General features: G+C 62.9%; 13 protein-coding genes. 9 read left to right on the forward strand and 4 right to left on the reverse strand.

Going from position 1 to position 13,747, the window contains the following annotated elements:
* Positions 1 to 36: 36 nt before the first annotated feature.
* Positions 37 to 513: an RbsD/FucU domain-containing protein gene (locus CO671_RS17160; RefSeq protein ID WP_097606914.1), complete on the reverse strand. Its 477-nt coding sequence runs from the start codon at positions 511 to 513 to the stop codon at positions 37 to 39.
* Positions 497 to 1,744 (reverse strand): ROK family transcriptional regulator, encoded by a 1,248-nt coding sequence (locus CO671_RS17165; protein WP_097606915.1) that lies wholly within the window; start codon positions 1,742 to 1,744, stop codon positions 497 to 499. Before CO671_RS17165 ends, CO671_RS17160 begins: the two co-directional genes overlap by 17 nt.
* Before the next feature lie 327 nt (positions 1,745 to 2,071).
* Between CO671_RS17165 and CO671_RS17170 the strand changes: the two genes are divergently transcribed.
* The 7 genes from CO671_RS17170 to CO671_RS17200 all read left to right on the forward strand — a co-directional run bounded on the left by CO671_RS17170 (position 2,072) and on the right by CO671_RS17200 (position 8,925).
* A complete protein-coding gene (locus tag CO671_RS17170) occupies positions 2,072 to 3,091 on the forward strand; it encodes a sugar ABC transporter substrate-binding protein (RefSeq protein ID WP_097606916.1) in 1,020 nt (339 codons plus the stop codon).
* A 152-nt stretch (positions 3,092 to 3,243) separates the two neighbouring features.
* Complete coding sequence (locus CO671_RS17175; RefSeq protein WP_097606917.1) at positions 3,244 to 4,308, forward strand: ABC transporter permease; 1,065 nt, start codon at positions 3,244 to 3,246, stop codon at positions 4,306 to 4,308.
* 2 nt (positions 4,309 to 4,310) lie between these two features.
* Positions 4,311 to 5,093, forward strand: coding sequence for an ATP-binding cassette domain-containing protein (locus CO671_RS17180; protein WP_010030521.1), 783 nt, complete (start codon positions 4,311 to 4,313; stop codon positions 5,091 to 5,093).
* Positions 5,090 to 5,722, forward strand: a complete 633-nt coding sequence (locus tag CO671_RS17185) for a nucleoside triphosphate hydrolase (RefSeq protein WP_097606918.1) — start codon at positions 5,090 to 5,092, stop codon at positions 5,720 to 5,722. Before CO671_RS17180 ends, CO671_RS17185 begins: the two co-directional genes overlap by 4 nt.
* Before the next feature lie 72 nt (positions 5,723 to 5,794).
* Positions 5,795 to 6,841 (forward strand): dihydroorotase, encoded by a 1,047-nt coding sequence (pyrC, locus tag CO671_RS17190; protein ID WP_097606919.1) that lies wholly within the window; start codon positions 5,795 to 5,797, stop codon positions 6,839 to 6,841.
* A gap of 178 nt (positions 6,842 to 7,019) precedes the next feature.
* Entirely contained in the window at positions 7,020 to 8,198 is a 1,179-nt protein-coding gene (locus CO671_RS17195) for a GGDEF domain-containing protein (protein ID WP_097606920.1), read from the forward strand.
* A 190-nt stretch (positions 8,199 to 8,388) separates the two neighbouring features.
* Positions 8,389 to 8,925, forward strand: a complete 537-nt coding sequence (locus tag CO671_RS17200) for a glyoxalase superfamily protein (protein WP_097606921.1) — start codon at positions 8,389 to 8,391, stop codon at positions 8,923 to 8,925.
* 830 nt (positions 8,926 to 9,755) lie between these two features.
* On the opposite strand, the gene CO671_RS17210 is transcribed toward CO671_RS17200, so the two are convergent.
* Positions 9,756 to 10,238, reverse strand: coding sequence for an anthrone oxygenase family protein (locus CO671_RS17210; RefSeq protein WP_097606923.1), 483 nt, complete (start codon positions 10,236 to 10,238; stop codon positions 9,756 to 9,758).
* Between the two features lie 97 nt (positions 10,239 to 10,335).
* On the opposite strand from CO671_RS17210, the gene CO671_RS17215 reads away from it, so the two are divergent.
* Together CO671_RS17215 and CO671_RS17220 are read left to right on the forward strand one after the other, a co-directional pair.
* Complete coding sequence (locus CO671_RS17215) at positions 10,336 to 11,025, forward strand: orotate phosphoribosyltransferase (RefSeq protein ID WP_097606924.1); 690 nt, start codon at positions 10,336 to 10,338, stop codon at positions 11,023 to 11,025.
* 62 nt (positions 11,026 to 11,087) lie between these two features.
* Positions 11,088 to 12,014 carry a carbohydrate kinase gene (locus tag CO671_RS17220; protein WP_010029873.1) on the forward strand — a complete coding sequence of 309 codons (927 nt, stop codon included), beginning with the start codon at positions 11,088 to 11,090 and terminating at the stop codon, positions 12,012 to 12,014.
* A gap of 265 nt (positions 12,015 to 12,279) precedes the next feature.
* Here CO671_RS17220 and otsA read toward each other — a convergent pair whose 3' ends face one another.
* Complete coding sequence (gene otsA, locus CO671_RS17225; protein ID WP_097606925.1) at positions 12,280 to 13,683, reverse strand: alpha,alpha-trehalose-phosphate synthase (UDP-forming); 1,404 nt, start codon at positions 13,681 to 13,683, stop codon at positions 12,280 to 12,282.
* Positions 13,684 to 13,747: the final 64 nt, after the last annotated feature.

Raw genomic sequence — 13,747 nt, forward strand, 5'->3', positions numbered from 1 at the left:
GTAGTGCCTTGAATGAGTCAGGAGGGAGACTCCGAGCTAGTAGACGAACGGATCCACCCCGGCCGCCGACTGTGCGCCAGGCTCTTTCGGATAGATCACGCCCTTGCGCAGGATGATGTTGGCATAAAGCCTGGGCTCGCTGGTCTGGATCAGCGCATGGGCGGCCCGCACCCGGCCGTAGAAATCCTGGCCGACGAGCGGCACCACCTGCCGGTGCGGCTCGTGCAGCGCACAGCAGTCGATCATCTCCTCATGCACCGGATCGAGCTTGTCGCGCTCGGCCTTGACGGTCGAGCGGAAGATCGCCTCGGGCACGAAGTCGTCGATCGGCAGCACGCTGAGCACGGCGTTGAGCACCGGAATGAGGTGGTGGCCGTCGAGCCGGATCAGCCGGCGGGCATGTTCGACACCGGGATAATTGCCGTCGACGATGGCGATCTCGTCGCCGTGGCCCATGGCCCGAAGCGTGAAAAGCAGCTCCGGGCTCAACAGCGGATCAAGTCCCTTCAGCATGGTCTACCTCCTTGAAGAGTACGTTCTGGTCTGTGAGGTAACGCGCAAAGATCGGCAGGCTGGCGCCGCCGATGGCGCGCGCCTGCGCGCCGACCGCGCCCTCGATGATTTCGGGCATGACGACGCCCTGCAGGTCGAGCTTGGCGGCTTCGTCGATCGTCGCCTGCACGACGCGGCTGCGCACCCAATGGGGAAAGCCGCCATCGATGACGGCAGCGCTGAAATCGACGATCGAGGCGGCCGCGACGATCGCCTGGGCCAGCGCCTTGGCGCTATCCTGGATCCAGATCTCCATCGGCGCGCCGAAATCCACCCAGTCGTCGGCGGAATACCAGAGCGGCTCGGGATCGATGCCGCGTTCGCGCAGCATGTTTTCCAAAACGAAGATCGAGGCGATCTCGAGCAACTGCTTGGTTTCGCCGTTCCTGTCGCGCACCGGCAGCGGCCCGATGGCGCCCGCCGTGCCGGTACGGCCGGAAAAGATCGCCGAATTCAACACGATGCCGCCGCCGATGAAGGAGCCGATGAAGAAATAGACGAAGTCGGGATAAGAGGGGCCGACGCCGAAGACGAGCTCGGCGCCGCAGGCGCTGGTCGCGTCGTTCTGCAGGAAAACAGGATGGGAAACGCGCGCGGCGATATCGGCCTGCAGGTCGACATCCCGCCAGACCTCCATGGCGCCCGGCGGTGCGCCGACTTCCTCGGCCCAGTTCCACAGCTCGAACGGGGCGGCGATGCCGAGGCCGGCAATGCGGCCGCGCTGCTTGTCGTCGAGCCGGCTTTCGATCTCCTCGATGCCAGCCGTGACGAAGGCGAGGATTTCGTGCGGCAGCGGATAGGCATAGGTCTGGTGCAGCTGCATGCGGATGCGGCCGACGAAATCCATCAGCACCAGATCAGCGCTGCGCCGGCCCATCTTCAGGCCGAAGGAATAGACGGCGTCGGGATTGAGATGCATCGGGATCGACGGCTGGCCGACCCGGCCGCGCACCGGCGCCCCGCGCGACAGCAGCCCTTCTTTTTCCAGCACCCGCATGATGACGGAGACGGTCTGCGCCGACAGCCCGCTGCGGCGCGCGATATCGGCCTTCGACAGCGCGCCGTAGAGGCGCACCAGCGACAGCACGAGCCGTTCGTTATAGGCGCGCACCCTGACCTGGTTCGCGCCCCCGGCCGGATTGAGAATGGGCGGCGGGACCGGTGTGTGTTCCGGCCCATCCAAAGACGACATGGCCGCTCCTCCCGAGCGTTGGCCTCTTGCATGGTTCCCCGGATCGGAAGCGATCCAAGGGGGATTATGCAGCAGCTGAAAGCGGTACGGCGGCCTTCTCTGCGTTTGAAAAGGCGCGGGTACCGTACATCCTAATGCGATTGAGCATGCCACATCGAATTAATAATTCAATTGGATTTATTTATTGACAAGCCGATTTCTTTCGCTCTTAATTGCCCTCGTCAAGGGCACGAGGCGGCTTCGGAAGCGGCAGCGACCGAAGCGAAGTGTCATATCTCGAAAATTCCGGCCCGCACGGGCGGCGCCGGCAAACTCTGGGAGGAGTTCATGAAGAAATCAGTTCTCGCTTTCGGCGCGCTCGCACTCGGCGTCGCCTTTTCCGCGCCGGCCATGGCCGCCGACGTTTCCGCCTGCCTCATCACCAAGACCGACACCAATCCCTTCTTCGTCAAGATGAAGGAAGGTGCGACGGCCAAGGCCAAGGAACTCGGCGTTTCGCTGAAGTCCTATGCCGGCAAGGTCGACGGTGACAGCGAAAGCCAGGTTGCGGCGATCGAAAGCTGCATCGCCGACGGCGCCAAGGGCATTCTGCTGACCGCCTCGGACACCAAGGGCATTGTCTCTTCGGTCAAGAAGGCGCGTGATGCCGGCGTGCTGGTCATCGCGCTCGACACGCCGCTCGAGCCGGCCGATGCCGCCGACGCCACCTTCGCCACCGACAACCTGCTCGCCGGCAAGCTGATCGGCCAGTGGGCCAAGGAAACGCTTGGCGACAAGGCCAAGGACGCCAAGGTCGGCTTCCTCGACCTGACGCCGTCGCAGCCGACGGTCGACGTCCTGCGCGACCAGGGCTTCATGATGGGCTTCGGCATCGACCCGAAGAACCCGGACAAGATCGGCGACGAAGACGACAAGCGCATCGTCGGCCATGACGTGACCAATGGCAACGAGGAAGGCGGCCGCAAGGCCATGGAAAACCTTCTGCAGAAGGATCCTGGCATCAACGTCATCCACACGATCAACGAGCCGGCCGCTGTCGGCGCCTATCAGGCGCTGAAGGCTGTCGGCATGGAAAAGAACGTGCTGATCGTCTCGGTTGACGGCGGCTGCCCCGGCGTCAAGTCGGTCCAGGAAGGTGTCATCGGCGCCACCTCGCAGCAATACCCGCTGCTGATGGCGTCGCTCGGCATCGAGGCGATCAAGAAGTTCGCCGATAGCGGTGAAAAGCCGAAGCCGACCGAAGGCAAGTCCTTCTTCGACACCGGCGTCTCGCTCGTCACCGACAAGCCGGTTTCCGGCGTCAAGTCGATCGACACCAAGGAAGGCACCGACAAGTGCTGGGGCTAAGCCCGATCTATTGAAAGAGAAGCCGGCCGGGGCTTGATCCCCGGCCGGTTTGGACGGACGATGTGCCGTCACCCCACCGGCTAAGCAACGAACGGATGACTATGGGTGGCGGCCTCTGCGCGGGTTCGGCGCGCGGATGCGGAGGAGGAACCATGACCGGAGCACAGGAATTCGAACGCGTTCTCGACGGCAGCGACAAGAACGTCGCCTCCTTCGAGCACCAGAACGTCCCGCTGATCAAGCGCGCCCAGCATTTTCTGCACTCGACGCCGGCCGCCGTGCCGCTGATCGTGTTGGTGCTGGCGATCATCATCTTCGGGGCAACGCTCGGCGGACGGTTTTTCTCGTCCTACACCCTGACACTGATCCTGCAGCAGATCGCCATCGTCGGCATTCTCGGCGCCGCCCAGACGCTGGTCATCCTGACGGCCGGCATCGATCTTTCGATCGGCGTCATCATGGTGATCTCGGCCGTCATCATGGGCAATGTCGCCATCACCTATGGCATCCCGACGCCGATCGCGGTCGCAGCCGGCATGCTTGTCGGCGGTCTCTGCGGCTTGCTGAACGGCTTCCTCGTCGCCTTCATGAAGCTGCCGCCGTTCATCGTCACGCTCGGCACCTGGAACATCGTCATGGCGACGAATTTCATCTATTCCGCCAACGAGACGATCCGCGACGCCGATGTCGACGCCCAGGCGCCGCTGCTGCATCTTTTCGCCATGAGCTTCAGGGCCGGCACCGCCGTGCTCACCCTCGGCGTCATCGCCATGGTGCTGCTCGTCCTGCTGCTCTGGTATGTGCTCAATCACACCGCCTGGGGCCGGCATGTCTATGCGGTCGGCGACGATCCGGAAGCGGCCAAGCTCTCCGGCATCCAGACCAAGAAGGTGCTGCTCACCGTCTATACATTGTCGGGCGTCATCGCCGCCTTCGCCGCCTGGGTCTCGATCGGCCGCAACGGCTCGATCTCGCCGTCCTCGGCCGTCACCGATTATAACCTCCAGGCGATCACCGCGACCGTGATCGGCGGCATCTCGCTCTTCGGCGGCCGCGGCTCCATCCTCGGCACCCTCTTCGGCGCCATGATCGTCGGCGTCGTGTCGATGGGTCTCAACATGCTCGGCGCCGATCCGCAATGGAAAGTCCTTTTGACAGGCGTGCTGATCATCGCCGCCGTCGCCATCGATCAGTGGATCAGAAAGGTTTCGGTGTGATCATGACTGTCGAACCCATTCTCACCGCCCGCGGTCTCGTCAAGCGCTATGGACGCGTGACCGCGCTCGACAATGCCGATTTCGACCTCTATCCGGGTGAAATCCTCGCCGTCATCGGCGATAACGGCGCCGGCAAGTCCTCGCTGATCAAGGCGATTTCAGGCGCCGTCACGCCCGATGAAGGGGTGATCACGCTTGAAGGCCGGCAGGTGCATTTCCGCTCGCCGATGGAAGCGCGTGAGGCCGGCATCGAGACTGTCTACCAGAACCTCGCTCTGTCGCCGGCGCTCTCGATCGCCGACAACATGTTCCTCGGCCGCGAGATCCGCAAAAAAGGCCCGCTCGGTTCGCTGTTCCGCATGCTTGACCGGCCGGCGATGGAAAAGCTGGCGCGCAACAAGCTTTCCGAACTGGGCCTGATGACCATCCAGAACATCAACCAGGCGGTCGAGACGCTGTCGGGCGGCCAGCGCCAGGGTGTCGCGGTCGCCCGCGCCGCCGCCTTCGGCTCCAAGGTCATCATCATGGACGAGCCGACCGCGGCTCTCGGCGTCAAGGAAAGCCGCAAGGTGCTGGAGCTGATCCTCGATGTGCGCGCCCGCGGCCTGCCGATCGTGCTGATCTCGCACAACATGCCGCATGTCTTCGAAGTGGCCGACCGGATCCATATTCACCGCCTCGGCCGGCGCCTGACGGTGATCAATCCGAAGGAATACACCATGTCGGACGCCGTCGCCTTCATGACCGGCGCCAAGGCGGTGCCGACGGAGCCCGTTGCTGCATGAGTGCACGCATCGACGAAATCGCCGGCGAGGTTCTTGGCCGCGCCGGCGATGCCAGACGTTTCCTGATCGGCATTGCCGGGCCGCCGGGTTCGGGCAAATCGACCATGGCCGACAATCTGGCGGCGGCGCTGAAAGCCAAGGGCGAAAGTGCTGCGGTCCTGCCGATGGACGGCTTCCACATGGACAATGCCATCTTGATCGAACGCGGGCTGCTGGCCCGCAAGGGCATTCCCGAAACCTTCGATGTCCGCGGCTTCCTCGATATCGTCCGCGCCGTCAGGCCGGCCGACCAGGAGGTTCTGGTGCCGGTCTTCGATCGCGCGCGCGAACTCGCCATCGCCTCGGCCCGGCCGATCGATCCCAAGGATCGGTTCATCATCGTCGAAGGCAATTATCTGCTGTTCACGCAGGGCAAATGGGCCGAACTCGACGGCATCTTCGATTTCACCATCATGCTGGCGCCGCCGATCGAAGTGCTCGAGGAGCGCCTCTGGGAACGCTGGCGCGGCTATAATCTCAGCGAAGAGGCCGCCGGCGCCAAGGTCTACGGCAACGACCTGCCGAACGGAAGGCTGATCCTCGAAAACCGCCGCCCGGCCGACGTGACGCTGGAGATCGCGCTGGCGTGATTCCGCGACGATTGTTTTCAGCTGGGTTATAATGCTATCGAGGCCGCAGACGCATCGCTTCGGAGGCCTGCCATGCAATCGATCACCATCCGCCGTCCCGACGACTGGCACCTGCATCTGCGCGACGGCGCCATGCTGGAAGGCGTGATCGCCGATACGAGCCGCACCTTCGCTCGCGCCATCATCATGCCCAATCTGGTGCCGCCTGTTGTCACCACATCAGATGCGGCGGCCTATCGCGAGCGCATCCTCAAGGCCCTGCCGGACGGCCATCGCTTCCAGCCGCTGATGACGCTGTATCTCACCGAGCACACCAGCCCCGACGATGTCGAAGCCGGCGCCGAAAGCGGCCTCGTCACCGCCGTCAAGCTTTATCCGGCCGGCGCCACCACCAATTCGCATGGTGGCGTGCGCGACATGGAAAAGGCGATGCCGGTGCTGGAACGCATGGCGAAGATTGGCCTGCCGCTCTGCGTCCACGGCGAGGTAACGACGCCTGACGTCGATATTTTCGACCGCGAGGCCGTCTTCATCGACACCGTGCTCGATCCGCTGCGCCGGCGCCTGCCGGAGCTGAAGGTGACGATGGAGCATGTGACGACATCGGATGGCATCGATTACATCAAGGCCGCCAAGGGCAATCTCGCCGGCTCGATCACCACCCACCATCTGATCATCAATCGCAACGCCATCCTCGTCGGCGGCATCCGCCCGCATTATTACTGCCTGCCGGTCGCCAAGCGCGAAAACCACCGCCTGGCGCTGCGCGCCGCCGCCGTCAGCGGCGACGCCCGCTTCTTCCTCGGCACGGATTCCGCCCCGCATGTCGATCCCCTGAAGGAATGCGCCTGCGGCTGCGCCGGCATCTATACCTCGATCAATACGATGAGCTGCCTCGCCCATGTCTTCGAAGAGGAGGGCGCGCTCGACAAGCTCGAAGCCTTCGCATCGCTGAACGGGCCGGCCTGGTATGGGCTTCAGTCAAACGAGGAGCGCATCACGCTCTCAAGGCAGGCCGAGCCGGTCGTCTTTCCCGCGAAGATTGAAACGGGCGCCGGATCGGTAACGGTGTTCGACCCGATGTTTCCTCTGCATTGGCAGGTGATGCCCGAGGCGTAAGCGTTCAGATTTCAATTTTAAATCGAAAATTCATTTTAAATTTCGGCGCGACGTTAGACGCGTAACATTTGCATTGTGCGGTGCATCATTTGTTAACGGATGCATAAGACAGTCCTCATCGCGGACCCCACAAGCTGCCAATATTCCGGCGCGGCAACAGCTGCGGAGACTGAAAAGCATGACGCTTGACTATAACTCCCTCCTGCTGGCGCTCGGTGTTTCCGCGGCATGCCTTGCCGTGACCCTGATGGGAAGCTGGCTGGTCCGTCGGGCCGAAACCGTGCTGCTGACCGCCACCATCGGCCTCGTCCTCGTGGTCAGCGGCATCTTCGTCTACAGCGCCTATGTGAATACGCCGGAGAAATGGCTTGGCATCGCCAGCTTTGGCCTTTTCCACGCCGGTTTCGCCACCATCTGGGGCGCCGGCAAGCAGTTCCTCACCAGTCGGCTGTCGATCCCGGCCATTGCCATCCGCGCGCTGGCCGCGACGATTTTCTCCGTCGTGCCGATGCTGGCGGGTTATGACGGCCTGGCCTTCATCGCCGATAATCTTGCAATCGCCCTCCTGCTCTTTGCCACCGCCCGGCAATATTGGCTCGCCCGCGCCGAGGCGCTGGCGCCGATCCTCGGCATCGCCGCACTCTATACGCTGACGGCGATCTCTTTCGTTCTCTGTGCCGGCGTGCTGATCTCCGACGGCAAGCTGGTGCTCGGCGCAGCACCCAACAATTGGGCCGAAGATCTGAGCCTCGCCGTCTGCATCGCCGGCATGACCGGGATCGGCGCCCTGTCGCTGGCGCTGCATCAGTGGCGGCTTGCCGCGCGCCATCGTCTCGAGGCGATCACCGATCCGCTGACGGGCCTGCTCAACCGCCGCGCCATCTTCGACCAATACGGCACGCGCCCCATGGGCTCGACCACCGCCGTCATCGTCTTCGATATCGACCATTTCAAATCCGTCAACGACCGCTTCGGCCATGCTGCCGGCGACCGCGTGCTCACGGTCTTCGCCGAGCAGCTCCAGGCCAGTTGCCACGCCGGCGACACCGCCGCCCGGCTCGGCGGCGAAGAGTTCGCGCTGGTGCTGAAAGAGATCATGCCCGGCCGGGCCGAACTGACCGCCGAGCGCATCCGCAGGGCCTTCGAGGCGCGCGAGATCGATATCGACGGCCAGATGCTGAAATGCACGGTCAGCATCGGCGTCGCGCCCGGCCGCGCGCAGATGCTGGATTTCGACACCATGCTGAGTGCTGCCGACAAGGCGCTCTACGCTGCCAAGCGCGGCGGCCGCAATCGCGTCGAGCTTGCTGCTTACCTCAGAGCGGTTCCGGCCGAGGTGGCGCGCACGGCGTCTTGATTCCGGATGCATCCTCTCATAACCTCGCCTTCGGCCGGATGCGGCCAGCCGCCCCGCGACGTTTCGGCGTTATGGTGAATGCATCCAGATACCATCCTTCACATCCCTTGCCGTTTGGCGATCGATGGCGAACGGGTCAGCAGACGCGGGCACTGATCTTCCTGTTTGCCGCCAACGGAAGGATGACATCATGCGCGATTTTCGCGATGCCAAGCTCATGGCAAAGACATTGCGGCAGGCCCTTGCCGACCGCAACATTTCCCTCACCCACAGTGAGACCCTCGAAATCGTCGCCCGGCAGTTCGGGCTCGAGCAATGGAATATTCTCTCGGCAAAGATCGATGCGGCAGATGCCGCCCGCTCTGCGGTCGGCATCGAGCCGCCGACGCCGATCTTCCGCATCTTCTCCGTGGAAAAGGCCATGGAGTTCTATTGCGGCTTTCTCGGTTTCCATCTCGATTGGGAGCACCGCTTCGGTGAGAATTTCCCGCTCTATTGCCAGGTCTCGCGCGACGGCATGACGCTGCACCTGAGCGAACATTCCGGCGACGCCAGTCCCGGCGCCAAGGCCTTCGTCCGCGTCGCCAATGTCCGGGCCTACCACGCCGAACTCGCCGGCAAGGATTATCGCTACATGAAACCCGGCGTGGAGGAAGCGCCCTGGGGGCTGGAGATGACCGTCACCGACCCCTTCAGCAACCGTATCGCTTTCTGCGAGCAGAGATAGGCGGAGCGCTGACAAGGTCTGCGCGGTCTCCCACCAAGTCAGTTTAGGCCGTGACTGGCATTGTCTGGTTTCGCTAGCGGATGGCGTCGTGACACGGCGTCTGCGCTGTGAATGGGTTTCTCCTGCCCACCCCACCCTCCGTCATGCTCGGCCTTGAGCCGAGCATCCACACTGCATCCATCAGCAGCAGTCGCATGGATCCCAGGCTCAGGGCCTGGGATGACGGAGAGTGTGGTTGGCATTCTCGCCAAACGCGGCCGTCAGCGTACAGAGACACACAACAACGGGTGCTTCATCAGGCCGGCAATCATTATCCTCCTTCCTGTGACGGGCACAGGAATGGGGGTGGGTGATTGCGGCGGTTGCGTACGGGTACTTTAAACCTACAGTTACAACATCGGCATCTAGCCCGGGCTTTGATCGCTTGAGGCCAATTGTGACGGCGATTCTCAACTCGGAATAATTCCCAGACGGCGGCAGGCACAAAATGAAATATGTTTCAGTCTTGGTTTCAGCGCTTCTGTCGATCTTTTTCGGATGGTTATTCTATGAAAGATACTGGAGGTTTCGAGATTGCATATCTCAAGCATCATCCAGTTGCCTCACGCCAGACGGTGACAACCTGACGCAAGGCGGCTCCCTATGGGGCGCTTTTGCGGGGTTGTTCCTGTTGCTCGCCATGATATCGGCCTGGCGTAATTTCCGAGGCCGGAATACGGACAGATAAACGGACGACGGCGGACGCGAAACCGCGGCACCCTCTGAGGGTCCTCGGTGCGATCCGCAGGATCGCCTTGAAGGACACGCCGCAGCGCCGCTCCCTGCACGCCTCAGACCAGCATCAGCGCCCTGACGAAGGCGACCGAAGCGAGCAGCGAGGCGATCGTCCTGACATGGTTCCACCACGTCCAATCCCTGAGATAGGTCGCCCATAGCTCGGCCGCTTGCGGCCCGTTGCCGCTCACCTTCTCCAGCGCATCGTTCATCGGCACGTTGAAGACGATGGTCGAGACGAAAGAGGCCAGGAGATAGAGGGCAGCACCTGCCAGCATCAGCCCCGACGCCCCGCCGCGCCAGTTGATCAGGGCGAGCACTGATATGACAAGGCAGAGGATCGCCGTCGGCACGAAGAGCGCCATGAACGGCGAGCGGACGATCGTCACGTTGATGGAGTTCATCGCGGCAATGCCCTGTTCCGCCGGGATCCTGGAAAAGGCGGTCATGATGAAGGTCGAGAAGGCGAAGAAGATGCCGGCGACGAGACCGCTGCCGATCGCCGCGGCGACGAGGGAAAGGACGAGAACGATCTGCATATCGAAGTTCCTTCTGTTGCAGTCAGGCGCGCCTTGCGTCTGGAAACGGCGGGCTCTTGCTGCTATTGCCGGAGACGCAAAGCCGAAGGAGAGCCGCATGATCCAGACCACATTTCCCGACCGCGCCCTGATGGCCGAACTGGTGGCCAAGATGCTCTGGGAGATCAAGGCGGTGCATTTCAATGCCGCTCAGCCTTACAAGCTCTCCTCCGGCATGGCGAGCCCGGTCTATATCGATTGCCGCAAGCTGCTCTCCTATCCGCGCATCCGTTCGACGGTGATGGATTTCGCCGCCAGCACGCTGATGCGCGACGCCGGTTTCGAGCAGTTCGACTGCATCGCCGGCGGCGAGACCGCCGGCATTCCCTTCGCCGCCCTGCTCGCCGACCGGCTCGGCCTGCCGATGATCTATGTCCGCAAGCAGCCGAAGGGCCATGGCCGCAATGCCCAGATCGAAGGCAATATGCCGGAAGGCTCGCGCGTGCTCGTCATCGAGGACCTGACGACGGCCGGCGGCAGCATGTTCAAGTTCATCGATGCTGTTCGCGCCGCCGGCGGCATCGTCGATCACGGCATCGCGCTGTTCTTCTACGACATCTTCGGCCAGCAGCGCTTTACCGACGGTAAGGTCCGGCTGCATCATATCGCCACCTGGCGCAATGTTCTGGCCGTCGCCAGGGCGCAGAAGCTGTTCGACGACAAGACGCTCGAAGAAGTCGAGGCCTTCCTCGACGCGCCGCTCGCCTGGTCGGGAAGGAATGGTGGCGTCAGTGAGCTTTCGCTCTAGCCTTTTGACAAAAGCTCGCTTAATCGATTGAAGAACGCGTAAGTCCTGTTGGGAGGAATCCGATGATTTTGTGTTGCGGCGAAGCCTTGATCGACATGCTGCCGAGGGACACCACCCTTGGCGAAAAGGGCTTTGCCCCCTATGCCGGCGGCGCGATCTTCAACACCGCGATCGCGCTCGGCCGCCTCGGCATACCGACGGCCTTCTTCACCGGCATTGCCGACGACATGATGGGTGAAATCCTGCTTGCGACGCTGAAGGCCGCCAATGTCGACTACAGCCCCTGCGCCATCACGCAGCGCCCCTCGACGATCGCCTTCGTCAAGCTCGTCAACGGCCAGGCGACCTATGCCTTCTACGACGAGGGTACGGCCGGCCGGATGATCACCGAGGCCGACCTGCCCGTCCTCGGCGATGATTGCGAAGCACTGCATTTCGGCGCGATCAGCCTGATCCCGAGCCCCTGCGGCGAAACCTACGAGGCGCTGCTCGACCGCGAAGCCGAAAAGCGCGTCATCTCGCTCGATCCCAACATCCGTCCCGGCTTCATCAAGGACAAGCCGGCGCATATGGCCCGCATCAAGCGCATGGCCGCCAAATCCGACATCGTCAAATTCTCTGATGAGGATCTCGACTGGTTCGGTCTTTCGGGCGATCACGACGCGCTCGCCGCCCACTGGCTCGCCCACGGCGCCAAGCTCGTCGTCATCACCAAGGGCGCCGAAGGCGCCTCCGGCTATACAAGGGAGCGCAAGGTGACGGTGCCGAGTGAGCGTGTCACGGTCGTCGACACGGTCGGCGCCGGCGACACTTTCGATGCCGGCGTGCTGGCCTCGCTGAAGAGGGATGGCCTGCTGACCAAGGCGCAGGTCGCCTCGCTCGACGAACAGGCGGTGCGCAACGCCCTGACGCTCGGCGCCAAAGCCGCCGCCGTCACCGTCTCCCGCGCCGGCGCCAATCCGCCCTGGGCGCATGAGATCGGGCTTTAGGGTCAGCCAGCGTCGGCCCCTCATCCGCCTGCCGGCACCTTCTCCCCGCTTGCGGGGCGAAGGGACATGCCGCAGCCTCTCCGTCCCTCGTCAACGTCTCGCAGGGCACGTCCCCTCGCCCCGTTTACGGGGAGAGGGTTAGGGTGAGGGGCATTTTTAGCGCTTACTTCGCCAAGCGCCGCAGCCAGACCTTACGTCCATGGCCCGACCGTGCGCCTTCGACGGCTCATGCGATGACGATGGATGCCGATCAATCAGGAGACTGTCAGTGAGCCCCGCTCCGGTCGGAGCTCGGAGCAGCCACCAAGTCCCGCAGGAACTTCTCGCACCAGAGCGAGACGTCGTGTGAGAGCAGATGCTCCATCATCATGCTCCAGCGCTCGCGACGCTCCTCGAGCGACATGGCGAGACCCTTGGCGATGGCATTGGCGGTGCCTTCGACGTCGTAGGGATTGACCAGTAGCGCGCCCTTCAACTCGCGTGCGGCGCCGGCGAAGCGTGATAGCACCAAGACACCAGGGCGATCCGGATCCTGGGCGGCGACATATTCCTTGGCGACGAGGTTCATGCCGTCGCGCAACGGCGTGACCAGCCCGATCGTCGCCAGCCGGAAAAGCCCGGCGAGCACGTTGCGGCTGATCGATCGGTTGACATAGCGGATCGGCACCCAGTCGACCGTTCCGATGGCGCCGTTGACGCGGCCGGCCTGTTCGGCGACCATTTTCTGCATCTGCTCGTATTCGGGAACTTCCGATCGCGATTTCGGCGTGATCTGCAGGAAAGTCACCTTGTTCTGGTAGGCCGGATTGCTGGTGATGAAACGCTCGAACGCTTCCAGCCGCTGAATGATGCCCTTCGAATAATCGAGCCGGTCGACACCGATGATCATGTCGCGGCCTTCGATGCTGCGCCGGGTCTTCTGGACCATGACGTTGTTTGCGGCTTTTTCGGCGAATTCGGCGAAGGGTGCGGTCTCGATGCCGATCGGATAGGCGCCGGCCTTGAATATCCGTCCGTGTGAATCGAACAAGCCGTTGCCGAGGTCGTCGCCAATGCCCTCCCGTCTGAGATAGCCGGCGAAGTTCTGGAGATCGTAGTCCGTCTGGAAGCCGACGAGATCGTAATGCGAGAGTCCACGCATGATTTCCTCGTGGACAGGCATGGTGACGAGGATGTCGGCCGGCGGCCAGGGAATGTGCAGAAAGAAGCCGATCCGGTTCTTCAGTCCCATCTGGCGCAGTTCGGCGGCCAGCGGGATGAGGTGATAATCGTGAACCCAGATAATGTCGTCCGGCTCGATCAACGGCGCCAGCCGGTGCGCAAAGAAGCGGTTGACGCGGAAATAACCGGCCATTTCCTTCCGGCCATATTCGGCGAGATCCAGGCGGTAGTGGCAGATCGGCCAGAGAACGCGGTTTGCAAAGCCGCGATAATATTCCTCGACGTCGGTGTCGGTGAGGTCGGTCAGGGCATAGGTGATGTTGCCCTTCTGCTGCAGCGACAGCGCGCCCGGTTCCCTGTCGCCGCTCGACTCTCCCGACCATCCCATCCAGATACCGCCGCGCTCCTGCAGGGCTGCCTGCAACGCGACGGCGAGACCGCCCGCAGCGGCACCCCCATCCTTGCTCGGCACGGGAACTCGATTGGAAACGACGATAAGACGGCTCATAAGCTTCCTTCAGTTGGGATGAGACATGAAAACCCGATGTGACGAGCGTCCTGGAGAACCTCCT

The sequence above is a fragment of the Rhizobium sp. M10 genome, from assembly GCF_002531955.1.
Lineage (GTDB): Bacteria > Pseudomonadota > Alphaproteobacteria > Rhizobiales > Rhizobiaceae > Rhizobium > Rhizobium etli_C.